This is a genomic window from Pseudomonas sp. FP2254 (genome assembly GCF_030687695.1).
GTDB classification, from domain to species: domain Bacteria; phylum Pseudomonadota; class Gammaproteobacteria; order Pseudomonadales; family Pseudomonadaceae; genus Aquipseudomonas; species Aquipseudomonas quebecensis.
The window spans coordinates 5,506,243-5,529,135 of sequence record NZ_CP117444.1 but is presented as its reverse complement, the minus strand read 5'-3'; the positions used below and the strand labels follow the sequence as shown (position 1 = coordinate 5,529,135).

The following is a 22,893-nucleotide window of genomic DNA, read 5'->3' as shown; positions in this document are numbered from 1 at the left end:
ACGTTTCAGCACCATACCCCGCCTGATGCGTTTCTCGTAAGGCGTACTAAAGGGAAACTCTGCCAAAACGGCTGGGCGGCGCCAACGTCGTTTTGGCACAGCAGCCCTCAAGACTGCGGGTCTGGCGCGTGCAAGGGGCGAGTATATCGACACCCATGCGCTGCGACGACCTCCCGTCGCTCATTTGGTCGGCATTTAGCCGCTGTAATGGAGCTTTTTCCGGCAACTGTGCTTCTGGTGTGCTTTTCCAGGCGATTTGCTATCTTGCCGAACCCGTCCTGGCGCAGCCAGCACCCCGGATCTGCCGTTCTGACTAATAAGAGAAGCCTTGCCATGTCCTCCGTGCCTGCAAGCAGTGCGCAACCTTCGCGCCCGCTGACCCGCAACGACTATAAAACCCTGTCGCTGTCCGCCTTGGGCGGGGCGCTGGAGTTCTACGACTTCATTATTTTCGTGTTTTTCGCCACCGTGGTCGGGAAGCTGTTCTTCCCCGTCGACATGCCCGAGTGGCTGCGCATGATGCAGACCTTCGGTATCTTTGCCGCCGGCTACCTGGCGCGTCCTCTGGGCGGCATCATCATGGCGCACTTCGGCGACCTGCTGGGGCGCAAGAAGATGTTCACCTTGAGCATCTTCATGATGGCCGTGCCGACCTTGATCATGGGCCTGCTGCCGACTTATGCGCAGATCGGCCTCTGGGCGCCGCTGCTGTTGCTGCTGATGCGCGTCATCCAGGGCGCGGCGATCGGCGGCGAGGTGCCGGGGGCGTGGGTATTTGTGTCCGAACACGTGCCGCCACGGCATATCGGCTACGCCTGCGGCACCCTGACCAGCGGCCTGACCGCCGGTATTCTGCTCGGATCGCTGGTCGCCACCGCCATCAACACCCTGTATAGCCCGGAACAGGTGTCGGACTACGCCTGGCGTATCCCGTTCCTGCTCGGTGGCGTGTTTGGCCTGTTGTCGGTGTACCTGCGTCGCTGGCTGCATGAGACGCCGATTTTCGCCGAGATGCAGCAACGCAAGACCCTGGCCGCTGAGCTGCCGCTGCGCGCGGTGCTGCGTGACCACCGTGGCGCCATCGTGCTGTCGATGCTGTTGACCTGGCTGCTGTCGGCCGGCGTGGTGGTGGTCATTCTGATGACCCCGACCGTGCTGCAGACCATCTATCACTTCAGCCCCACCGTTGCGCTGCAAGCCAACAGCCTGGCCATCGTGACCCTGAGCCTGGGCTGCATCGGCTCCGGCGCCCTGGCCGACCGCTTCGGCGCCGGGCGCGTGCTGACCGCCGGGTGTGCGTTGCTGCTGGCGACCTCCTGGACGCTCTACCACAGTCTCATCACTCATCCCGACTGGCTGTTCCCGCTCTACGCCCTGACCGGCCTGTTCGTCGGCACCATCGGCGTGGTGCCTTACGTGATGGTCAAGGCCTTCCCACCGGTGGTGCGCTTCAGCGGACTGTCGTTCTCCTACAACGTGGCCTATGCAGTGTTCGGCGGGTTGACGCCATTGGTGGTGTCACTGCTGATGAAGGAAAGCCCGATGGGTCCGGCTTACTACGTGGCCGTGCTGTGTGTGATGGGGATGTTGGTGGGTGGGTATCTGTGGAAGCGTGGGCGCTGAACCCTGCTGACACGCAACGATAATCTGTGGCGAGTGGGCAAGCTCGCCACAGAGGTTGCTTGCTACAACAATTACAGGGTATTTCAAAAACTGCCGCGCGCTACCTCCTCGCCTCACATTCTCCCGTATTCAGGGCACTGCACCCCGCCCTCGGTCTTTGCTCCCCATACTGGCCTTTCATCTAATTGTCACATTCCAGACATAGAGTGTTCACACGGCCTACCGATACTTGGCCCCGATCCAACTATCCCTATCTGCTAGGAGCAAGGCATGAAACTGAAACGTTTGATGGCGGCAATGACGTTTGTCGCTGCTGGCGTTGCGACCGCCAACGCGGTGGCCGCTGGTGTTGACCCGGCGATTCCGGCGTATGTGAAGACCACGGGTGTGTCGGGCAACTTGTCCAGCGTCGGTTCCGACACCCTGGCCAACCTGATGACCCTGTGGGCTGAGGGTTACAAAAAGGAATACCCGAACGTCAACATCCAGATTCAAGCTGCCGGTTCCGCCACTGCGCCACCTGCGCTGACTGAAGGCACCTCCAACCTGGGCCCGATGAGCCGCAAGATGAAGGACACCGAACTGGCGGCCTTCGAGCAGAAGTACGGCTACAAGCCAACCGCTATCCCGGTGGCCGTGGACGCCCTGGCGGTGTTCGTGCACAAGGACAACCCGATCCAGCACCTGACCATGGAGCAGGTCGACGCGATCTTCTCCTCGACCCGCCTGTGCGGTGGCAAAGCTGACGTGAAAACCTGGGGCGACCTGGGCGTGACCGGTGACCTGGCCAACAAGCCGGTGCAACTGTTCGGTCGTAACTCGGTATCCGGTACCTACGGCTACTTCAAGGAAGAGGCCCTGTGCAAAGGCGACTACAAGCCTAACGTGAACGAGCAACCAGGCTCGGCGTCGGTCGTGCAGTCGATCAGTTCCTCGCTCAACGGCATCGGCTACTCGGGCATCGGCTACAAGACTGCCAGCGTGAAGACCGTGGCCCTGGCCAAAAAAGGCAGCACCGACTTCATCGAAGACAGTGAAGAAAACGCCCTGAACGGCAAATATCCGCTGTCGCGCTTCCTCTACGTCTACGTCAACAAAGCCCCGAACAAGCCGCTGGCTCCGCTGGAAGCTGAGTTCGTGAAGCTGGTTCTGTCGAAACAGGGCCAGGAAGTTGTGGTGAAAGACGGCTACATCCCACTGCCAGCCAAAGTTGCCGCCAAGGCACTGGCTGACCTGGGTCTGCAGGAAGGCGGCAAGTAAGCTACCGGTAAAATCGCCTTGAGCCCGCCGCTTGGCTGGGTTCAAGGCCGGGCAGGTCCGAAGGAGCTGGACCTTGCCTCCTAATTTCTAGTCCGCTGCCAGCCCTGCTCCGCGGCGGATTTCCTGCGTCACTGCATTGTCATCTTTCTGTCATACAGGATCGCTAGGGTGTGCGCATGAATGATCTGGCCAATTCCACCATGACGACGACTTCTCCTCCCAAGCGCATTGATTTCAATACGCCTGAGCTGCAACGCAAGCGCCGCATCCGCGCGCTCAAGGATCGCTTCACTCGCTGGTATGTGCTGGTCGGCGGCCTTGCCGTGCTGGCCGCCATCACCCTGATCTTTTTCTTCCTGGCCTACGTGGTGGCGCCGTTGTTCCAAGGTGCTTCGTTGACCAAGGAAGACGCTCTCACGCCCGCGTGGATGCAAGACGCCGGCAAGCCGTTGCTGATCTCCCTGGAAGAACAGAACCAGGTCGCCATGCGGGTTTCCGACAAAGGCCAGGCGCTGTTCTTTGAAGTGGACACGGGTGCCGAGCTCAAGCGCGTCGACCTGCCATTGCCGGTCGGCGCGAGCGTAGCGTCCATTGGTGAAGACCAGCCGGGCAGCCCGCTGGTGATTCTCGGTTTGTCCAATGGCCAGGCCATGGTGTTCCGCCACACCTATAAGGTGTCCTACCCGGACGGCAAGAAGACCATCACTCCCGCCATCGAATACCCCTACGGTGAAACGCCGATCGTACTGGACGATGCCGGTCGCCCGCTGGAGCACGTAGCGCTCAACGCCACCGATTCCTCGCTGGTAGCCGCAGGCTCGGCCGGTTCGCACCTGAACGTGCTCACCCTGAGCCGCGAAGAAAACATGATGACCGGTGAAGTCACCAGCGAGCAGAAGCGTATCGAGCTGCCGCAGATGACCGAGCCGGTGAAGGCGATCTTCATCGACCCGCGCCAGCAATGGCTATACGTGATCAACGGCCGCGCCCTGGCCGACGTATTCAGCCTGCGCGACAAGAGTCTCAACGGTCGATACAAATTGTTGGAAGATGGCAACGCTGAAATTACCGCCAGTACGCAACTGGTGGGCGGCATTTCGCTGATCGTCGGTAACTCCAAGGGCGGCCTGGCCCAGTGGTTCATGGCCCGCGACCCGGACGGCGAACAGCGCCTCAAGCAGATCCGCACCTTCCAGATGGGCACCGCGCCGATTGTGGAAATTACCGCCGAGGAACGTCGCAAAGGCTTCACCGCCCTGGATGCCGCCGGCAAGTTCGGTGTGTTCCACAGCACCGCGCACCGCACCCTGCTGGTGGACCCGGTGGTCGACGGCCAGGGCGTGTTCGGCCTGTCGCCACGAGCCAACCGCGTCATCGTGGAAGCCGGCGGCAAACTGCAGCCGTTGGTGCTGGACAACCCGCACCCGGAAGTCTCCTGGAGCGCGCTGTGGAGCAAGGTTTGGTACGAGAACTACGACGAGCCTAAATACGTCTGGCAATCAACCGCCGCCAACACCGACTTCGAACCCAAGATGAGCCTGGCGCCGCTGACATTCGGCACGCTCAAAGCTGCGTTCTACGCCATGCTGCTGGCCGCGCCGCTGGCCGTTGCCGCCGCGATCTACACCGCGTACTTCATGGCCCCGAGCCTGCGCCGCAAGGTCAAGCCGGTGATCGAGCTGATGGAAGCGATGCCGACGGTGATCCTGGGCTTCTTCGCCGGGCTGTTCCTGGCGCCGTATGTCGAGGGGCATCTACCGGGGATTTTCAGCCTGCTGATGCTGTTGCCGATTGGCATCCTGGTGGCCGGTTTTATCTTCAGCCGCCTGCCTGAATCCCTGCGCCTGCGTGTGCCCGATGGCTGGGAAAGCGCGATCCTGATCCCGGTGATCCTGTTCGTGGGCTGGCTGTCGCTGTACATGAGCCCGTACCTGGAAACCTGGTTCTTCGGCGGCGACATGCGCATGTGGATCTCCCACGACCTGGGCATCACCTACGACCAGCGCAATGCTCTGGTGGTGGGCCTGGCCATGGGTTTTGCGGTAATCCCGAACATCTATTCCATTGCCGAAGACGCCGTGTTCAGTGTGCCGCGCGGCCTGACCCTGGGCTCCCTGGCCCTGGGCGCCACGCCGTGGCAGACCATGACCCGCGTGGTGATCCTGACCGCCAGCCCGGGCATCTTCTCGGCGCTGATGATCGGCATGGGCCGCGCCGTGGGCGAGACCATGATCGTGCTGATGGCCACCGGCAACACCCCGGTGATGGAGATGAACCTGTTCGAAGGCCTGCGCACCCTGGCGGCTAACGTTGCGGTGGAAATGCCCGAGTCGGAAGTGGGCGGCAGTCACTACCGCGTGCTGTTCCTCTCGGCGCTGGTGCTGCTGCTGTTCACCTTCATCATGAATACCCTCGCCGAGCTGATTCGTCAGCGTCTGCGCAAGAAATACTCGTCGCTTTAAGAAAGGTAGAAGTCTGTGAAACAGAACTCCCTGAATGGATGGTTCAAGAGCGGCGCCCCCGGCGTCTGGATCAGCGGTGGCGCGGTATCCATCGCGGTCATCATGACCATTGGCCTGCTGGCTGTGATCGCGGTGCGTGGTCTGGGCCACTTCTGGCCGGCCGACCTGATCCAGGCCAATTACAACGTGCCGGGCCAGGCCAACCACATCGTTATCGGCGAAGTGGTGCAGAAAGAAGAAGTGCCGCGCGAACGGCTTAAAAGCGCAGGCCTGCCGGTGCCCGACGAGGGCCCGGAGTTCATGACCCGCGAGCTGATCAAGGTCGGTAACAGGGACTTGAACGGCAACGACTTCACCTGGATCGTCGGCGAATGGTTGCAGGACCAGACCAAGCCGAAAGAGCTGATGACGATCGAGCGTCGTGAGTGGGGCAACTTCTACGGCACCCTGGTCAACGTCAAGCAGGACGGCAAGGTCATCGCTGAAGGCGAGGCCGCGTGGCCGGAGCTGCAGGCGCGGGTCGAGCGCGTCAACAAGCTGGCCGCTCAGCTCAAGAGCCTGGAAAAAACCGATATCGGCGCGATCAACGCCGGCCTGGAACGCATCCGCCTGCACGGCCGCAAGCTGGAGCTGGAAGGCAAGCTCGACGCCGCCGCCCAGGCCGATATGGACGCCGACCGCGCCGAGCTGAATGCACGCTACCAGGACATCGAAGCACGCCTGGCCGACCTGCACGCGCAATTCAATCGCGATGCGCTGACGGCCCGTGACGGCAATGGCAAGGAAGTGGAAATCGGCATCGGCAAAGTGGTGCACGCTTACCAGCCCAACGCCATGGGCACCATGACCAAGATCGGCTTCTACTTCAGCAAAGTCTGGGAATTTCTCAGCGATGACCCGCGGGAAGCCAACACCGAAGGCGGGATCTTCCCGGCTATTTTCGGCACCGTAATGATGACCCTGATCATGGCGATGATCGTCACCCCGTTCGGTGTGCTGGCGGCGGTGTACCTGCGCGAATACGCCAAGCAGAACACCCTGACCCGCATCATCCGCATCGCCGTGAACAACCTGGCGGGTGTACCGGCCATCGTCTACGGCGTGTTCGGCCTGGGTTTCTTCGTGTATGTATTGGGGGGCTCGGTCGACCGCTTGTTCTTCGCCGAAGCACTGCCGGCGCCGACCTTCGGTACACCGGGCCTGCTGTGGGCCTCGCTGACCCTGGCGCTGCTGGCGGTACCGGTGGTGATCGTGGCCACCGAAGAAGGCCTGGCGCGGATCCCGCGCACCGTGCGTGAAGGTTCGCTGGCGCTGGGCGCGACAAAGGCGGAGACGCTGTGGAAGATCGTACTGCCGATGGCCAGCCCGGCCATGATGACCGGCATGATCCTCGCCGTGGCCCGCGCCGCCGGTGAAGTGGCGCCACTGATGCTGGTAGGCGTGGTGAAACTGGCGCCGTCGCTGCCGCTGGACGGCAACTACCCGTACTTGCACCTGGACCAGAAGATCATGCACCTGGGCTTCCATATTTATGACGTCGGCTTCCAGAGCCCCAACGTCGAAGCCGCGCGACCGCTGGTGTACGCCACCGCGCTGTTGCTGGTGCTGGTGATCGCCACGCTCAACCTGTCGGCGGTGTGGATTCGTAACCACCTGCGCGAGAAGTACAAGGCGTTGGACAGCTGAATCTATTAGCCACAAGCGGCAAGCTACAAGCCGCTTTTGCTCAAATCTTGCAGCTTGCAGCTAAAAGCTTGCAGCTTCGAACGGAGTGAGACCATGCAACACGAAACCCATTCCCACGGCATCAACATGTCTGCCCTGGGTCGCGACAAGCAGAGCCTGAGCCTGGCCCAGGAAACCGTGGCCATCGAAGTGCCGGGCCTGAGCCTGTACTACGGTGAAAAGCAGGCGCTGTTCGATGTCAGCATGAACATTCCCAAGCAGCGCGTGACCGCCTTCATCGGCCCGTCGGGCTGCGGCAAGTCCACACTGCTGCGTACCTTCAACCGCATGAACGACCTGGTGGACGGCTGCCGCGTGGAGGGTGCCATCAACCTCTACGGCAGCAACATCTACCGCAAGGGCGAGGACGTGGCCGAGCTGCGTCGCCGGGTCGGCATGGTGTTCCAGAAGCCCAACCCGTTCCCCAAGACCATCTACGAAAACGTGGTCTATGGCCTGCGCATCCAGGGCATCAATAAAAAGCGCATCCTTGACGAAGCCGTCGAGTGGGCGCTCAAGGGCGCGGCGCTGTGGGACGAGGTCAAGGACCGCCTGCACGATTCGGCGCTCGGTTTGTCCGGCGGTCAGCAGCAACGGCTGGTGATCGCGCGAACCATCGCCGTGGAGCCGGAAGTGCTGCTGCTGGACGAACCCTGCTCGGCCCTTGACCCGATCTCGACGCTGAAAGTGGAAGAACTGATCTACGAGCTTAAATCCAAGTTCACCATCGTCATCGTGACCCACAACATGCAACAGGCGGCGCGCGTTTCCGACTACACCGCGTTCATGTACATGGGCAAGCTGGTGGAGTTCGGCGACACCGATACCCTGTTCACCAATCCGGCAAAGAAACAGACCGAAGACTACATCACCGGTCGCTATGGCTAGTTGGGGCAGCTGCAAGCCGCCAGTTTCAAGCGGCAAGTAAAAGCAGTTCAACGGAACGACACACATCAGCTTGCGGCTTGTAGCTTGCGGCTTACAGCTTTTGCGGAGCAAACGCATGATTAGCAAAGAAGGCCTTACCCATCACATCTCTGCGCAGTTCAACGCCGAGCTTGAGGAAGTGCGCAGCCACCTCCTGGCGATGGGCGGGCTGGTGGAGAAGCAAGTCAACGATGCGGTCACCGCGCTGATCGAGGCCGACTCGGGCCTGGCCCAGCAGGTGCGGGAAATCGACGACCAGATCAACCAGATGGAACGCAACATCGACGAAGAATGCCTGCGCATTCTCGCCCGTCGCCAGCCGGCGGCATCGGATTTGCGTTTGATCATCAGCATCTCCAAGTCGGTGATCGACCTGGAGCGCATCGGCGACGAAGCCACCAAGATCGCGCGCCGTGCCATCCAACTCTGCGAAGAAGGCGAAGCGCCGCGTGGTTACGTAGAGGTGCGGCACATCGGCGACCAAGTGCGCAACATGGTGCGCGATGCCCTGGACGCGTTTGCTCGCTTCGACGCCGACCTGGCACTGTCGGTGGCCCAGTACGACAAGGTCATCGACCGCGAATACAAGACCGCCCTGCGCGAGCTGGCTACCTACATGATGGAAGACCCACGCTCTATCTCGCGGGTCTTGAGCATTATCTGGGTGCTGCGTTCGCTGGAGCGCATCGGCGACCACGCGCGCAATATTTCGGAGCTGGTGATTTACCTGGTGCGTGGTACCGACGTACGGCACATGGGGCTCAAGCGCATGAAAGCCGAAGTTGAGGGCTCAGCCGACCAAATCCCTAATGTTCCGGGCGAACCTGACGATAAGTAAGTTGCCCGAGAAATTAACGCCCGGCCTTTGGTCGGGCGTTTTTGTTTGTGGCATCTGAATTATTTGCGCGGCGGGTGAAAGAAAGTCCCGACGTGACTGCAGAGTTTTGGCAAAATGCCATCAGTCAGGCGTTCTGCGTGCCGCGGTTTTTATAGGATAAAGGGTCGATGAGTAAAGTCAGTGTATTGGTGGTGGATGACGCCTCGTTTATCCGCGACCTGGTGAAGAAGTGCCTGCGTAATTACTTCCCCGGGATCAAGCTTGAAGATGCGGTGAACGGCAAGAAGGCCCAGACCATCCTGATGCGCGAGTCGTTCGACCTGGTGCTGTGCGATTGGGAAATGCCGGAAATGTCCGGGCTGGAGCTGCTGACCTGGTGCCGCGAGCAGGCCCATCTGAAGGCCATGCCGTTTGTGATGGTGACCAGCCGGGGTGACAAGGAGAACGTAGTCCAGGCGATTCAGGCCGGCGTGTCCGGCTACGTCAGCAAGCCGTTTACCAACGAGCAATTGTTGAACAAGGTCAAGCAGGCCCTGCACAAGGTTGGCCGTCTCGATGCTTTGGTCGCCAGTGCGCCAACCAAGATGAATTCGGCGTTCGGTAATGACTCGCTCAGCGCCCTGACCGGCGGTAAGCCCGAAGCCGTCAAGGGCGCCGCCCCCGTCGCCGCCGCCGCGCCCAACCGTGGCCTGCTCAACACGCCACCGGTACAAGCGCCGGCCGCATCGCCGGCCCAGTCCGGGCGTGGCCAGGGCCAGTTGCGGCTGTCCAGCGGCACTCAGCAGTGCGTTATCAAGGCGCTGAGCATCAAGGAAGCGCTGCTGGTAGTACGCCGTGGCGAGATCCTGCCACAAGTGCTGGAAAGCGCAGTGCTGGACCTGGAACAAGGCGAGAACGCCGAAGTGGCGCGCCTCAACGGCTACCTGCACGCCATCGTCGCCTTCGAGCCCAAGCCGGACAGCGATTGGCTGCAACTGACCTTTCGCTTCATTGACCAGGACGCACAGAAGCTGGACTACATCTCGCGCCTGATCGCACGGGGCACGGCGCAGAAGCATTTTGTGCCGGGTGCCTGATTCTCAAGCGGCGCACGCGTGAGTGTGAGAGCCGGCTTGCTTGCGCATAGGGGTGTCAGTCCCGGATCAGTGGCTGACACACCGCGTTCGCGAGCAAGCCCGCTCCCACGTTTGATCTTCATTGCAGCATACAACGTTGCCATGAGTGCTCAGCCCGTCGGCGGCCTAAGCCGGCTTTGCGTCGGGCAACTGACGGTCAATCCAGCAGCAGCACCTTGGCCAGTACGATCTTCGGCCCTTTCATCTTCTTGATGATGATCCGCAGGCCCTCAACCTCCAGCACCTCTTCTTCCTCCGGCACGCGCTTGAGCGTGTCGTAGATCAGCCCGGCCAGGGTCTCGGCTTCGATGTGGTCCAGGTCCACGCCCAGTAGGCGTTCTACCTTGAACAGCGGGGTGTCGCCGCGCACCAGCAGCTTGCCCGGCTGGTACGCAAGAATGCCGCGCTCGGCCTTGCGGTGTTCGTCCTGGATATCGCCGACCAGCACTTCCAGCACGTCTTCCATGGTCAGGTAGCCGATGATCTTGCCATCAGCTTCTTCCACCAGAGCGAAGTGAGCACCGCCCTTGCGAAACTGCTCCAGCAACTGCGACAACGGCATATGCCGAGACACGCGTTCCAGCGGACGGGTCAGCTCGGCCAGGTTGAAGGATTCGGGGATGTGGTCCAGCGCCGCCAGTTCCAGCAGCAGGTCCTTGATGTGCAACAGGCCCACGAACTCATTGCGCACCGCGTCGTATACCGGGTAGCGACTGAACTTGTGGCGGCGGAACAGCGCGAGAATTTCCTTGAGCGGAGCGTTGAAGTCCAGTGTCACCAGGTCTTCACGGGAATTGGCCCAGTCCACCACTTCCAGCTCGCCCATTTCAACGGCCGATGCCAGTACCCGCATGCCTTGGTCGCTCGGGTCCTGGCCACGGCTGGAGTGCAGGATCAGCTTGAGTTCTTCGCGGCTGTAATGATGCTCGTGGTGCGGGCCTGGCTCGCCTTGGCCGGCGATACGCAGGATGGCGTTGGCGCTGGCGTTGAGCAGGTAGATCGCCGGGTACATGGCCCAGTAGAACAAGTACAGCGGCACGGCCGTCCACAGCGACAGCAACTCGGGCTTGCGGATCGCCCAGGATTTGGGCGCCAGCTCGCCGACCACGATGTGCAGGTAGGAAATCACGAAGAACGCCGCAAAGAACGACACACCCTTGATCACTTCCGGCGACTCTACGCCCACCGCGCCCAACAGCGGCTCGAGGATGTGCGCAAACGCAGGCTCACCGACCCAGCCCAGCCCCAGGGAGGCGAGGGTGATACCCAGCTGGCACGCCGACAGATAAGCGTCGAGCTGGCTGTGTACGGTGCGCAGGATCTGCCCGCGCCAACCGTTGGTGTGGGCAATGGCTTCAACGCGGGTCGAGCGCAGTTTGACCATGGCGAATTCCGCCGCAACGAAAAAACCGTTGAGCAGTACCAGGATCAGAGCAAAAAGAATCATGCCGAAGTCGGCGAAGAGTGTGGCGAAGGTGATACCAGGGGAAGGGTCCATGATGGGGTTTTGCAGGTTCCATGTGTTCAATAAGGGGTGACAGGCACGCCTGAAAGGCAGGCGCAAGTCGGCCAATGTAGCGGCTGACGGGGCGCTTGCCTAGTGCCCGCCGCCGGGTGGGACATGGAATGTATTTCCCGAGACGCTGAAGATCCACCGTGGAAGGGGGCTTGCCCACGATGGCGGTGGATCAGTTATGGATAAGTTGACTTCACTCCCGTCATCGGGGGCAAGCCCCCTCCCACATTAGTCTTATGGTGTTTTTGGGTTATTCATCTAGGCCGATCGCCCGCGAGCGGGTCATCTGAGCGGGCGGAAAGTGGCAGGTGAACGTACTGCCATGCCCCAGCACGCTGCTGATCTCCAGGCGCGCGCGATGGCGCAGCAGCACGTGCTTGACGATGGCGAGGCCCAGCCCGGTGCCGCCGGTGTTGGAGTTGCGGCTGGAGTCGACGCGGTAGAAACGCTCGGTCAGACGCGGCAGGTGCTTGGCATCGATGCCGATGCCGGAGTCCTGCACGCTCAGGTGCGCGCCTTGCTCGTCGGCCCACCAGCGGATGCGAATGGTGCCCTGATCCTGGGTGTATTTCACCGCGTTGAACACCAGGTTGGAGAACGCGCTGCGCAACTCGCCTTCGCTGCCCTTGAGCAGCACCGCCGGGTCGGCTTCCAGACTGATCTGCTGCCCGCGCTCGCCCGAGAGGGCCTTGGCGTCATTCTTGATGGTCTGCAGCAGGCTTTGCACCGCCACCGGATGGTTGTCGGAGGGGTAGTCGGTGGCTTCCAGCTTGGCCAGCAGCAACAGGTCGTTGAGCAGGGTCTGCATCCGCGAGCCCTGCTGCTGCATCTGCTGCAGCGCGCGGCTCCAGCGTGGGTTGATCTCATCGACGTTATCCAGCAGCGTCTCCAGGTAACCGCAGATCACCGTCAAAGGGGTGCGCAGCTCGTGGGACACGTTGGCGACGAAGTCCTTGCGCATCTGTTCCAACTGGTGGATACGCGTGACGTCACGCACCAGCATCAGGTGCTCGTTGTTGCCGTAACGCGTCAGGTACAGCTGGATACGCACACGGTCGTTGGTGGGTGAGGGGATTTCCAGCGCTTCGTCGTAATTGTCCTGCTCGAAATATTCCTTGAAACGTGGGTGGCGTACCAGGTTGGTCACCGGTTGGCCGCTGTCCTGGGGCGTCTTGAGGCCCAGCAGGGTTTCGGCGGCGCGGTTCCACCATTCCAGGTTGCCGTCGCTGTCGAGCATGATCACAGCGTCTTTGAGGGCCGCGGTGGATTCCTGCACGCGGTCGATCACCGCCTGCAGGCGCCCGCGTACCCGCTGGTCGCGACGTTGCAGGTGGTAGATGCTGTCGAACACTTCGCCCCACAGGCCGTAGCCGTCGGGTGGTGCTTCGTCGGGTTTGTGCTGGCGCAGCCATTCATGCAGGCGTAGCAGTTGCTTGAGGGTCCAGGCCAGGTACAGGCCGATGCCGATCGCCAGGCTCCAGCCGTAATAACCACTGATCAGGCCCACCAACAGGCAACCGGTGACCAACAGGAGCATGTGGCGGATCAAGGTGCCATGCCAATTCGAATTCACTTGAAAATACGTCCTTGGGGCAGCTTCAAGGTGCAAGCTGCAAGCTTCAAGTTAGAGCGATGCGGCGTTCTCTTGCCGCTTGTAGCTGACTGCTTGCTGCTCAACTTTTGGTCGAAAACCTATAGCCGGTACCGCGCACGGTTTGTACCAGATTCTCGTAGGCATCACCCAAGGCTTTGCGCAGGCGGCGAATATGTACGTCCACGGTGCGTTCTTCCACATACACGTTGCCGCCCCACACCTGGTCCAGCAGTTGACCGCGGGTGTAGGCGCGTTCCTGGTGGGTCATGAAAAATTGCAGCAGGCGGTATTCGGTGGGGCCCATCTCGGCCGGTTTGCCGTCGATGGTCACGCGGTGGCTGATCGGGTCCAGCAGCAGGCCGCCGACTTCAATCGGCGCTTCGCCGTCGGTAGGGCCGGCACGGCGCAACACAGCCTTGAGCCGTGCGACCAGTTCCCGTGGGGAAAAGGGTTTGGTGATGTAGTCATCGGCACCGACTTCCAGGCCCTGGATCTTGTTGTCTTCTTCGCCCTTGGCGGTAAGCATGATGATCGGGATATCCCCGGTGAGTTCGTCACGCTTGAGGCGTCGGGCCAACTCAATGCCGGACGTGCCGGGCAGCATCCAGTCCAACAGGATCAGGTCCGGCTTGCGGTCGACGATAATGGCATGGGCCTGCTGAGAGTTCTCTGCCTCCAGGCAGTCATAGCCGGCCATTTCCAACGCAACGGCGATCATCTCGCGGATGGGCGCTTCGTCGTCAACAATCAGAATGCTCCTGCCAACCATGCTCAAAATCCTCTTGTCATTTAACTGTCTTGCGCCGCATTAGATAACGGAATTATTGCAGTCGTGTGACAGTAATTTAGTCGCCTGGGCAATTAGCGGCACTCTGGACTACCCTTTGGGTCCGAATCCTGACAACCACAAAAGGAAGGTTCCGATGACTTACAGCACTGTTTCCTGGAAAGCCCTCATGGTAACGGCAGCGTTGACCCTGCCAGGCCTGGCGTTCGCGGCGGAGCCGGCGATGACCCAAGGTGGGTTGTGGGTGGATCACAACGGGTTGACCCTTTACACCTTCGACAAGGACGCCGATGGCAAGTCCGTGTGCAAGGACCAGTGCGCGACCAACTGGCCGCCGCTGAAGGCAGAGTCCACTGACAAGTCGACAGGCGATTGGACGGTCATCACCCGCGACGACCAGACCAGCCAGTGGGCCTACAAAGGCAAGCCGGTGTACACCTACAAGGATGACAAAAAGGCCGGTGACAAGTCCGGCGATGGCAAGGGTGGCGTGTGGCATGTAATCAAGCCCTGATTTCTGGGCGCTGCTCAAACCATCGGGGGCAATCTCCCTGCCACATTTGAATGTATTCACACATCAAAAGGTGGGAGGGGGCTTGCCCCCGATGAGGCCCGATCAGACAGCGCAAAAACCTCAGCGAAACGCGTAATCCGCCACAATCCCGAGAAAAATCGCCAGCCCGGCCCAATGGTTGTGCAAGAACGCCTTGAAGCACTTCATGCGATCGCGATCGCGGGTGTACCAGGACTCCCAGGCAAAACACCCAGCCGCCGCCAATAAGCCCAGGTGGAACCAGCCCCCCAGCTCAAACCGTGCGCCGGCCAGCAACAGGCACGCCAGTGAAAGGCCTTGCAGCGTCAGGATGATCACGCGGTCAGCATCGCCAAACAGAATGGCGGTGGATTTCACGCCGATCTTCAAATCGTCATCGCGGTCAGTCATGGCGTAGTAGGTATCGTAGGCCACCGTCCACAGCAGGTTGGCGATATACAGCAGCCAGGCCGTGGCGGGCAGATGACCGGTCTCGGCAGTGAATGCCATGGGCATGCCCCAGGAAAACGCCGCCCCCAGCACCACCTGTGGGTAATAGGTGTAGCGCTTCATGAACGGGTAGCTGACCGCCAGCGCCAGGCCGCCCAGCGACAGCCAGATGGTGGTGGCGTTGGTCAGCAATACCAGCAGGAAACTGATCAGCATCAGTACCGCAAAGAACACCAGCGCCTCTTTGGAACTGATTTTGCCGCTGGCCAACGGGCGCTGCGCGGTGCGCTTCACATGGCCGTCGACCTTGCGATCAGCCCAGTCGTTGATCACGCAACCGGCAGCGCGCGTCAGCGTAACGCCCAGCACGAAAATCACGATATTGATCAGCGAGGGCGAGCCCTTGCCGGCAATCCACAATGCCCACAGTGTCGGCCACATCAACAGGTAGATACCGATGGGCTTGTCCATGCGGGTCAACTGAACGAAGTCCCAGGCTCTGGGATTCAGGCGGTTCAGGGATTGGAGCAGGCGTTGGTACATCAGCGGTTCTCCGAAGGGGCGTGCAGTGCATCCCAGAAGCTCGGCAGGAAGACTTCCGCCACCAGCACGCTCAGTGCGCCCCGGTCGAAACGTGAGCGGCGGGCCCATAACCCATCGACCTGATCCACCGTAGGCAGCCAGTGCCGGGGGTAGTGGCACACTTCAATGGCCTGGCGGGTGAACGCGCGGTCGCAGAACAGCAATTCACCCAGCGAACGGCTGCCCAATTCGTCCATCTGCAGCCCGTCGCCCTGCAAGGCACTGCGCGCCGCCACGCTGCGGGCAAACACCCAGGGCTGGCCATGCCCGCGCAGATACACCTCGCGTACCCAACCGATACTGGCCGGGGGCAGTTCCAGCGCGGCGCACTCGTCCTCGCGCAGCGGCTGCCAGCCCTCCAACAGCGGCGTCACGCTGAAGGCACCGTTGGACAACCCGGTCAACCGCCGCGTCAGTGAGCCTTCGTCGAACAACCAGTCGAGGGTCGACGGCGCGGGCGCAGGGTTCAGAAGGCTCTGGGGCAGCCATCGGCAGACAGCGGGGCGGGTGAGTGAGTGCGGCACGGCGAGTCAGTATTGGCAGCAAAAGAGGCGGCGAGCTTACCATGGCGTCCCGGTCTTTTGCCGGGCTCAACCGTCCCGTTGAGTCGATCGCGCTTGCATCTGCAGGCCCCGATCAGTACAAAACGCCCTGAGCCGCGTGGCAACGCTGGATCCATCGACCGCCGGCCAATATGCCTGGACCCTGAGGAAGCGAGTAATGAAGAAGTGGCAATGTATCGTCTGTGGCCTTATCTACAACGAAGCGGACGGGTGGCCTGATGACGGCATCGCGCCGGGCACTGCTTGGCAGGACGTCCCGGAAGACTGGCTGTGCCCGGATTGCGGCGTGGGCAAAATGGATTTCGAAATGATCGAAATCGGCTGATCTGAAAATTAAGAAACGTACTACAAGGAGAAAGGAATGAACGCACCTGTCGTGATCATCGGCACAGGGTTGGCCGGTTACAACGTGGCCCGAGAGTTTCGCAAGCTCGACAGCGAGACCCCATTGCTGCTGATCACCGCGGATGACGGGCGCTCCTACTCCAAGCCCATGCTCTCCACCGGTTTTGGCAAGAATAAGGAAGCCGATGGCCTGAGCATGGCTGAACCTGGCGCCATGGCCGAGCAACTTAAGGCCGAAGTGCGTACCCACACCCGCGTCAGCGGCATCGACCCTGGCCACAAGCGCCTGTGGATCGGCGAGGAAGCGGTAGCCTACCGTGACCTGATCCTGGCCTGGGGCGCCGAAACCGTGCGCGTACCGGTCGAGGGCGACGCCGCCGAGCTGATTTTCCCGATCAACGACCTTGAAGACTACGCGCGCTTTCGCGCCGCTGCCGCCGGCAAGCGCCGCGTGCTGGTACTTGGCGCCGGCCTGATCGGCTGCGAATTCGCCAATGACCTGATCCTGGGCGGCTATGAAATCGACCTGGTCGCGCCGTGCGAGCAAGTCATGCCGACCTTGCTGCACCCGTCAGCGGCGGCGGCGGTGCAAGCCGGCCTGGAAAGCCTTGGCGCGCGTTTCCACCTGGGCCCGGTGCTCAACCGCCTGCAACGCACGGCTGACGGCCTGGAAGCGCACCTGTCTGACGGCGAAGTGATCCACTGCGACCTGGTGGTCTCGGCCATCGGCCTGCGCCCACGCATCGACCTGGCCGCCGCCGCTGGCCTGCAGATCAACCGCGGCATCATGGTTGATCGCCACCTCAAGACGTCCCACGCCAACATCTACGCCCTGGGCGACTGCGCCGAGGTCGACGGTCTCAACCTGCTGTACGTCATGCCCCTGATGACTTGCGCCCGCGCCCTGGCCCAGACGCTGGCCGGCAACGCCACGGCCGTCAGCTACGGGCCGATGCCCGTCACCGTGAAAACGCCGGTCTGCCCGCTGGTGGTCTCCCCTCCGCCACGCGGCGCCGAGGGCGTGTGGAGCGTCGAAGGGCAGGGCGCTGATATCAAGGCGCTGTGCCGCGACGCCAGCGGCCGGCTGCTGGGCTACGCGCTGACGGGCACCGCCGTGATGGAAAAACTCGCGCTCAACAAAGAGCTTCCGCCGTTGCTGGCATAAATACCGGTCGTTCTGTCGGATTCAGCACATTTTTCCACTTAGAAAGGTCGCCGCCAGACTGGCGCGGCGTTCGAGGGCATGCCATCCTCACTTCCGTCTGCCGCAGAGTAGAGCCTGCGGCGCTTTGGGCGCCGCTCCGTCAGAGAGCGGCACGGACATAACAACAAAAAACCGTCAAAGAGGCTTCACTTATGCGTAAACCAGAACTCGCAGCCGCCATCGCTGAAAAAGCCGATCTCACCAAGGAACAGGCCAACCGCGTCCTTAACGCCGTTCTCGAAGAAATCACCGGCGCCCTGCACCGCAAGGACAGCGTCACCCTGGTGGGCTTCGGCACCTTCCTGCAACGCCACCGCGGCGCCCGCACCGGCAAAAACCCGCAAACCGGCGAGCCTGTGAAGATCAAGGCGAGCAACACCGTTGCGTTCAAGCCGGGTAAGTCGCTTAAAGACACCGTTAACGCGTAAACAGTGCCGTCTCGACAGGGGGCGGGGCAGTAGGAAAATGGGCACGCCGACTGGGTCGGGTGCCCTTTTTTATGGACGCTTACTAAGTGCTTTAACGAATGCCTTCGACGAGTTCCTGGTCTTTCTCGCCACCCCACGGATCGTCCAGCAGATACTTGGCAGCGACTTCGGTGTCAGTTGGGACCAAGGTGATCTTGTAGAAAATCTCGTCGCCTTCGCAGACCTCGAAGTACAACGCATAGTCGCGCTTCTCCAGATCCAGCGTAACGTTGAATTTTTCAGACGCCGAGGCTACTTCCACCTGATTGGGGTCTGTGACATGAAATGGCACGACGATGCAGCGCTGGGCGGTTTCATCAGGGGTGAAATGGTTTGTGAGATTCAGGTTCACATTCGCGCCGAAAGCGTCTTCGGGCAGAGGGTCAAAGACAACGTAGTCGCTATGCAGGACCGCACCCTGCGCCAGGTTGACCTTGCCCCATTGACTTGACGCCTCGTCGAAGGGGCGCGAACGAAACTGGATTTGGCTGTGGGAGATCAGTAGATCCACGGATTGGGTGGTATTTTTCATCAATAAACCTCGATCTTGATTCTGGTTCCGTTGGGGAGGTCGGACAGAGCGTTGCCAATGCTCGAGCCAGCCCCCCGATTATCACTAGGGTCGATGTACTTAACGCTTGCGCCGCTACCACCTTCCTTGAACATCGCCATCGGCCATTCGTCCCGATCCTTGCCTGTTTTGGTTTTGATGTCTTTCAGACTGAGTTTGCGATTGAGCTTAGCGGTATCACGCTGAATGGTCACAATGTAAGGGTGGCCTTTCTTGATGGCGCCTTCGATATGGCCGAATGTTTCCGGATATTCCGAGCGTTTTAAGCGTAACTTGTAGTCGTACTGCTTCGAACGCGCCTTGCTCACGGTACACCCGGCAAGGCCTAGCGGGTCCGTCCAAGTGAACGGATTTAGAACGAATGCGTACAGGTTGAACCCACCCTCCAGACCGATTGGGTCCGGGGTTGAGAATCGTCCAATGTCAGGGTCGTAATGGCGGAACAGGTTGTAATGTAAACCTGTTTCCCGATCCAGATACTGCCCTTGGAACCTTAGATTCTGCTCTTCGATGTAGTACGGCTCGCGCGTCTCCTCCAAGGTGTTGCCCCACACACGATAAGTCGCTCGCCAGATAAGGTGACCGTCAGCCTCAGTCAGCTGTTCCGGAAGGCCGTTCAGGTCGTTGTGGTAGTAGCGAATTTTTTGCAGCGGCCCGGTACCGTCTACACGGGCCATGGGCTGATAGCCTTCGTCTTCGTAGATGTAAAGGCTGGTTTGGCTGTGTTTGTACTCCTGTAACAGGCGCAGGCCGCTCCACGTGAACCGGGTTGCCCCTAGTGGATAGTCGTTACTGCCATGCTCAGTTTTCTCAATGCGTCGGCCCAGCGGATCGTAGGTCATCCTGACCACGCTGCCATTTTCATTACGTACTTCAATCAACCGACTTTCGGCGTCGTAGGCAAAACGCTGCAAACCCCTCGCGGCGCTGCGTTTTTCGATAGTCCGACCGAACGCGTCATAGCGATAACGCTTGTCCTGATACGTCAGCAACTTGTTATGTACCACCAACCCTGCACCGGCCTGCGGGCCGTCGAGCAGGTTGGCGGCGGCGTCGTAAGCGAAGGTTTCGCGTTGGCCGTGCAGGTTGTCCTGGCTGGCGATGATGCGGCCGGTGGCGTCGTAGTGCAGCAACTGACGGTGTTGCGTGGCGGGTTGCTGGTCGAGTTTGCCGATCAGGTTGTCGGCGGGGTCGTATTCGAATTGTTTCTGTGCGGCTGCCGGTAGCAGCGACGGTTGGCCCGCCAGACGACGTTGACGTGCGCGCAGACGGCCGCTGCGGTCGTATTCGCTGCGGGTGCTGAGCTGGCCTTGGGTGCGCAGCACTTCGCGGTGCAGGCGGTCGCGTTCGAAGTCGCTGATCACCTGACCGTCGAGGTTGATCTGATGCAGGTGGCCGCTGCCGTAGTACAGGCGGTTGAGCCAGCGGCCGTCGGGCAGTTGGGTCTGGATCAGGTTGCCGAGTTCGTCGTAGTGGTGTTTCAGGTTACCTGCTGAGCTCTGTTCGGCAACTAGCTGGCCGAGGGCGTCGTAAGCGAAGCCCAAGGCTTGTGCATTGCCTTGTAGGTCGGTGAAAGTTACCGCTGTGAGTTGGTTCACTGCGTCGTAGCAGTAGTCGGTTCGACCATCGTCGGTGGTTTTTGCAACCAGTCGACCAACCGCGTCGCGCTCCAGCCGATGAACGATGGGGGCCGGTGGTGTTTCGGGCACTACCGCCAAGCCGTTGCCGTAAGGCGCGGGAACGGCAGTTACTGTTGTGATGTTGTCCAGCTGGTCGTAGTTGTAATGCTTGGCGCTGCCGTCGAGATCTTGTTGTTCCGTCATCCGATTCCCGGCATCCCATGCAAACCGATAACGTTCGCCGTTCTCGTTGGTCAGTGTCTGCAGGCGTCCATAGCTGTCATAGCCGAATTGAACTTGCCGACCATGGGCGTCAGTGCGCTGGCTGACCTGGCCGCGACGATTGTGCTGGTAAAGCGTGGTGTGTCCGGCCGGGTCGGTGTAACCGACCAATTGACCGCGGATATTTCGCTGGTACTGCTCCGTACGACCGTCCGGTAGTAAGCTGCCGAGTAAACGCCCTTGGGCGTCGTAGCTGAACTGCGTACGCTCACCGAGGGCGTTGGTAATCACCTGCAAATAGCCGCGCTCGTCATAGTTGAAGCGTGTCGCGTAACCCGAGCAATCGATGTGCTCGATCAACTGTCCGAACGAATTCCAGCGCAGTTTTTTGCTTTTGCCGGTAGCGTCGATGATCTCTACTGGCTGGCCATGGGCGTCATAGCGATACTGGGTGACGTAGCCCAGCGGATCGATCGCGGCGATGCAGTTGCCACGCGGATCGTAGCGATACTGCCAGCTATTACCGGCGGCGTCGGTTTCCACCAGTGGCAATGCCCAGTGCTCCAGCCATAGGGTGGAGTCGCTGCGGCCCAGAGGGTCGGTCTCGCCGATCAGGTTGCCGGCCTCATCGTAGCTGTATTCAAAGCGACCGCCCTGGGGGTCGGTGGCGCTGAGCAACTGGCGCTCGTCATTCCACTCGAATAGCCAGGTTTGCCCGAGGTTGTCGCTGTATCGAATGATCTGGTGTTGCGTGTTCCAATGCCGCGTGCTGACGCGCTGCAAGCCGTCGGTGACGCGAGTAAGACCGGCGTTCAAGTCATAGTCGAACTGGTACGCATCGCCTTCGTCGGTCCAGTGCCGAACAACCCGCCATTCTTGATTTTCAATCAAGGCCCACTCGTAGAAGCAGCGCAAACCAGTAGGCAACTGATGCTCCACCATGCGCCGGCCACCGTCGTAGCTGAAGCGACGCTGCACCTGTTCAGTGGCATCGCGTACCTCAACCAGGTTGCCAATGGTGTCATAGCCATAGCGCACGAGCACTTCGCGACTTTGATCGGGGTACAGGCGTTCGATTTGGGTCAGGCGGCTGCCGTCGCGGGCCAGCTCGATCTGTACCTGATCGAAGGTATCGCGCAGCCGTACCAGACGCCCGGCTTCGTCATAGTCCATATAAATGCGGTTATTGTTGCGGTCACCGAGCTGAATCAGGCGTAGCAGGGAGGTATTGGCCGGCGAGGGCTCGAACAGGCGGTACAGACCGTCGTCGCTTTCAATCAACAATTGCCCGTTGAGGTGCCGCCTTACGGCGAGCCCTTCACCGGAGCTGAACACTGCGCCGCCCAGGGGAATGGTGCCCATATCAATAGGCCGCCCCTGTTCGTCGGTGTAGACCAGCGTATTGCCGCCTTCGGGATAATGCCGAAGCTCTACACACATTTCGTAGGTCACGCTCCAGCCTGGGCCGAACAGGCTACCTTGGCGTTCGTCGCGGCTGTTGTAGACGCGTTGCCACTCAATCGGCAAGATGCCCGGCAGCACAAAATCCCGATCTTCGACATCTCCCAATACTTTCGCACCCGTCGCTGCATGCACCGGGTTCGACGAGCCCATGGCTGCATTGGCCATCGCTCCCATCGCGCTGCTGACAGCCATCGAGCTCGCACTGCTGATCAACATACAGGGCAACTTGCTGAAGAACTTGCCCTTGCCGCCCTTGAGCATCAGCAACGCCGTCACCGCCAGCCCGACGCCCGGTGTCTTGCCGCTGCGAATCTCACGCACCACCACCGAGCCGCCGCCAATGGTCACGTTGGAGGAGATCAGCCCCGACGAGACCACCGTTGCATCGCAGGTGCTGCGGTCACCGCTGCGCACCGCCGGCTGGCCATTGATGGTGACTTTTTCCGAACCCTCGGCCAGAAACTGCGGCGGCATCGGCGGATGCTTTGTGCACGTCACCTGATCCAGCGGCTTGGGTTCGGCGCCGGGAGCGGGCGTGGCCACCGTGGGGCGCCACATCTGCGAGAAGAAACTCTCGGCCATGTCCAGGAAGCTGGCTTCCGGCTCGGGCGCGGGCTCTTCCAGCTCAGTGCCGGCGGGTGCGACGTGAGAGGTGATCGCCCCGGCGGCGCGCGCGGCCGGAATATTATTGGTCAGGGTGTTGGTGGAGCCAGTGAGGATGTTCGCCTGCACCGTGGGCGGAAACAGGGCGTTGCTGAAGCTCTCGCATAAATTCGATAAGCCTTTGTCCGCGCCGGTCTTGCTCATGGCCAGGCCGACAACCGTGCCCACCACGGCGCCCAGCAGGAAACAACCGAGCCCGCCGGTGGCCACGGTAATCCCGGTGGCGGCAACCACCGCCGCAGTCGCCACCGCCGTGATCGCGATGTTAGCCGCCACTTCCAGCACACCGCCGAGGATGTCGGCCATCATCGAGGTGTGGGAGAGCGCATCGCCCATGCGGGCGGCCCAGAGTGCGTCAGACATG

18 protein-coding genes are annotated in these 22,893 nt (G+C 61.0%); 11 read left to right on the top strand and 7 right to left on the bottom strand.

The genetic code is table 11. From position 1 onward, the window contains the following. The first annotated feature begins 333 nt into the window (after window positions 1-333). From PSH94_RS25550 to PSH94_RS25520, 7 genes are all read left to right on the top strand, one after another. Window positions 334-1,623, top strand: coding sequence for an MFS transporter (locus PSH94_RS25550; protein WP_181076209.1), 1,290 nt, complete (start codon window positions 334-336; stop codon window positions 1,621-1,623). 270 nt (window positions 1,624-1,893) lie between these two features. Further along, window positions 1,894-2,883: a phosphate ABC transporter substrate-binding protein PstS gene (locus PSH94_RS25545; RefSeq protein WP_181076211.1), complete on the top strand. Its 990-nt coding sequence runs from the start codon at window positions 1,894-1,896 to the stop codon at window positions 2,881-2,883. Between the two features lie 428 nt (window positions 2,884-3,311). Continuing rightward, window positions 3,312-5,345 carry an ABC transporter permease subunit gene (locus PSH94_RS25540; protein ID WP_181076573.1) on the top strand — a complete coding sequence of 678 codons (2,034 nt, stop codon included), beginning with the start codon at window positions 3,312-3,314 and terminating at the stop codon, window positions 5,343-5,345. A gap of 15 nt (window positions 5,346-5,360) precedes the next feature. Further along, window positions 5,361-7,031 (top strand): phosphate ABC transporter permease PstA, encoded by a 1,671-nt coding sequence (gene pstA / locus PSH94_RS25535; protein ID WP_253509805.1) that lies wholly within the window; start codon window positions 5,361-5,363, stop codon window positions 7,029-7,031. A gap of 93 nt (window positions 7,032-7,124) precedes the next feature. Continuing rightward, window positions 7,125-7,958, top strand: a complete 834-nt coding sequence (gene pstB / locus PSH94_RS25530; RefSeq protein WP_016971675.1) for a phosphate ABC transporter ATP-binding protein PstB — start codon at window positions 7,125-7,127, stop codon at window positions 7,956-7,958. Between the two features lie 115 nt (window positions 7,959-8,073). Further along, window positions 8,074-8,835: a phosphate signaling complex protein PhoU gene (gene phoU / locus PSH94_RS25525; protein WP_053127580.1), complete on the top strand. Its 762-nt coding sequence runs from the start codon at window positions 8,074-8,076 to the stop codon at window positions 8,833-8,835. Window positions 8,836-9,002: 167 nt separating this feature from the next. After that, on the top strand, window positions 9,003-9,911 hold the full coding sequence (locus PSH94_RS25520; protein WP_181076214.1) for a response regulator: 909 nt from the start codon (window positions 9,003-9,005) through the stop codon (window positions 9,909-9,911). 196 nt (window positions 9,912-10,107) lie between these two features. Here PSH94_RS25520 and PSH94_RS25515 read toward each other — a convergent pair whose 3' ends face one another. From PSH94_RS25515 to phoB, 3 genes are all read right to left on the bottom strand, one after another. Then, on the bottom strand, window positions 10,108-11,448 hold the full coding sequence (locus PSH94_RS25515; RefSeq protein WP_053127585.1) for a hemolysin family protein: 1,341 nt from the start codon (window positions 11,446-11,448) through the stop codon (window positions 10,108-10,110). Between the two features lie 268 nt (window positions 11,449-11,716). Further along, complete coding sequence (gene phoR, locus PSH94_RS25510; protein ID WP_219855147.1) at window positions 11,717-13,003, bottom strand: phosphate regulon sensor histidine kinase PhoR; 1,287 nt, start codon at window positions 13,001-13,003, stop codon at window positions 11,717-11,719. A 136-nt stretch (window positions 13,004-13,139) separates the two neighbouring features. Next, window positions 13,140-13,829 (bottom strand): phosphate regulon transcriptional regulator PhoB, encoded by a 690-nt coding sequence (phoB, locus tag PSH94_RS25505; RefSeq protein WP_016703132.1) that lies wholly within the window; start codon window positions 13,827-13,829, stop codon window positions 13,140-13,142. Between the two features lie 154 nt (window positions 13,830-13,983). Here phoB and PSH94_RS25500 point away from each other — a divergent pair, with 154 nt between their 5' ends. Further along, window positions 13,984-14,361 (top strand): hypothetical protein, encoded by a 378-nt coding sequence (locus PSH94_RS25500; protein ID WP_305436007.1) that lies wholly within the window; start codon window positions 13,984-13,986, stop codon window positions 14,359-14,361. Between the two features lie 120 nt (window positions 14,362-14,481). On the opposite strand, the gene ubiA is transcribed toward PSH94_RS25500, so the two are convergent. Next, window positions 14,482-15,372, bottom strand: coding sequence for a 4-hydroxybenzoate octaprenyltransferase (ubiA, locus tag PSH94_RS25495; RefSeq protein ID WP_181076218.1), 891 nt, complete (start codon window positions 15,370-15,372; stop codon window positions 14,482-14,484). Then, the gene (locus PSH94_RS25490) at window positions 15,372-15,935 is read right to left on the bottom strand and encodes a chorismate lyase (protein ID WP_181076220.1); all 564 of its coding nucleotides are present in this window, start codon (window positions 15,933-15,935) and stop codon (window positions 15,372-15,374) included. Before PSH94_RS25490 ends, ubiA begins: the two co-directional genes overlap by 1 nt. 196 nt (window positions 15,936-16,131) lie before the next feature. Here PSH94_RS25490 and PSH94_RS25485 point away from each other — a divergent pair, with 196 nt between their 5' ends. The 3 genes from PSH94_RS25485 to PSH94_RS25475 all read left to right on the top strand — a co-directional run bounded on the left by PSH94_RS25485 (window position 16,132) and on the right by PSH94_RS25475 (window position 17,951). Further along, on the top strand, window positions 16,132-16,299 hold the full coding sequence (locus tag PSH94_RS25485) for a rubredoxin (protein WP_122849948.1): 168 nt from the start codon (window positions 16,132-16,134) through the stop codon (window positions 16,297-16,299). Between the two features lie 36 nt (window positions 16,300-16,335). Beyond that, window positions 16,336-17,484 (top strand): NAD(P)/FAD-dependent oxidoreductase, encoded by a 1,149-nt coding sequence (locus PSH94_RS25480; protein ID WP_181076222.1) that lies wholly within the window; start codon window positions 16,336-16,338, stop codon window positions 17,482-17,484. 191 nt (window positions 17,485-17,675) lie between these two features. Continuing rightward, window positions 17,676-17,951: an HU family DNA-binding protein gene (locus PSH94_RS25475; protein WP_003176958.1), complete on the top strand. Its 276-nt coding sequence runs from the start codon at window positions 17,676-17,678 to the stop codon at window positions 17,949-17,951. 91 nt (window positions 17,952-18,042) lie between these two features. On the opposite strand, the gene comJ is transcribed toward PSH94_RS25475, so the two are convergent. Then, entirely contained in the window at window positions 18,043-18,522 is a 480-nt protein-coding gene (gene comJ, locus PSH94_RS25470; protein WP_181076223.1) for a competence protein ComJ, read from the bottom strand. Continuing rightward, window positions 18,522-22,892 carry an RHS repeat-associated core domain-containing protein gene (locus PSH94_RS25465; protein WP_258197630.1) on the bottom strand — a complete coding sequence of 1,457 codons (4,371 nt, stop codon included), beginning with the start codon at window positions 22,890-22,892 and terminating at the stop codon, window positions 18,522-18,524. The genes comJ and PSH94_RS25465 overlap by 1 nt, the downstream gene beginning before the upstream one ends. Window position 22,893 lies beyond the last annotated feature (1 nt).

Coding starts and splice junctions, on each gene's coding strand:
- PSH94_RS25550 (WP_181076209.1), top strand. CDS start 334: ATGTCCTCCGTGCCTGCAAGCAGTGCGCAACCTTCGCGCCCGCTGACC.
- PSH94_RS25545 (WP_181076211.1), top strand. CDS start 1,894: ATGAAACTGAAACGTTTGATGGCGGCAATGACGTTTGTCGCTGCTGGC.
- PSH94_RS25540 (WP_181076573.1), top strand. CDS start 3,312: ATGCAAGACGCCGGCAAGCCGTTGCTGATCTCCCTGGAAGAACAGAAC.
- pstB (WP_016971675.1), top strand. CDS start 7,125: ATGCAACACGAAACCCATTCCCACGGCATCAACATGTCTGCCCTGGGT.
- phoU (WP_053127580.1), top strand. CDS start 8,074: ATGATTAGCAAAGAAGGCCTTACCCATCACATCTCTGCGCAGTTCAAC.
- PSH94_RS25520 (WP_181076214.1), top strand. CDS start 9,003: ATGAGTAAAGTCAGTGTATTGGTGGTGGATGACGCCTCGTTTATCCGC.
- PSH94_RS25515 (WP_053127585.1), bottom strand. CDS start 11,448: ATGGACCCTTCCCCTGGTATCACCTTCGCCACACTCTTCGCCGACTTC.
- phoR (WP_219855147.1), bottom strand. CDS start 13,003: ATGCTCCTGTTGGTCACCGGTTGCCTGTTGGTGGGCCTGATCAGTGGT.
- phoB (WP_016703132.1), bottom strand. CDS start 13,829: ATGGTTGGCAGGAGCATTCTGATTGTTGACGACGAAGCGCCCATCCGC.
- PSH94_RS25500 (WP_305436007.1), top strand. CDS start 13,984: ATGACTTACAGCACTGTTTCCTGGAAAGCCCTCATGGTAACGGCAGCG.
- ubiA (WP_181076218.1), bottom strand. CDS start 15,372: ATGTACCAACGCCTGCTCCAATCCCTGAACCGCCTGAATCCCAGAGCC.
- PSH94_RS25485 (WP_122849948.1), top strand. CDS start 16,132: ATGAAGAAGTGGCAATGTATCGTCTGTGGCCTTATCTACAACGAAGCG.
- PSH94_RS25480 (WP_181076222.1), top strand. CDS start 16,336: ATGAACGCACCTGTCGTGATCATCGGCACAGGGTTGGCCGGTTACAAC.
- PSH94_RS25475 (WP_003176958.1), top strand. CDS start 17,676: ATGCGTAAACCAGAACTCGCAGCCGCCATCGCTGAAAAAGCCGATCTC.
- comJ (WP_181076223.1), bottom strand. CDS start 18,522: ATGAAAAATACCACCCAATCCGTGGATCTACTGATCTCCCACAGCCAA.
- PSH94_RS25465 (WP_258197630.1), bottom strand. CDS start 22,892: ATGTCTGACGCACTCTGGGCCGCCCGCATGGGCGATGCGCTCTCCCAC.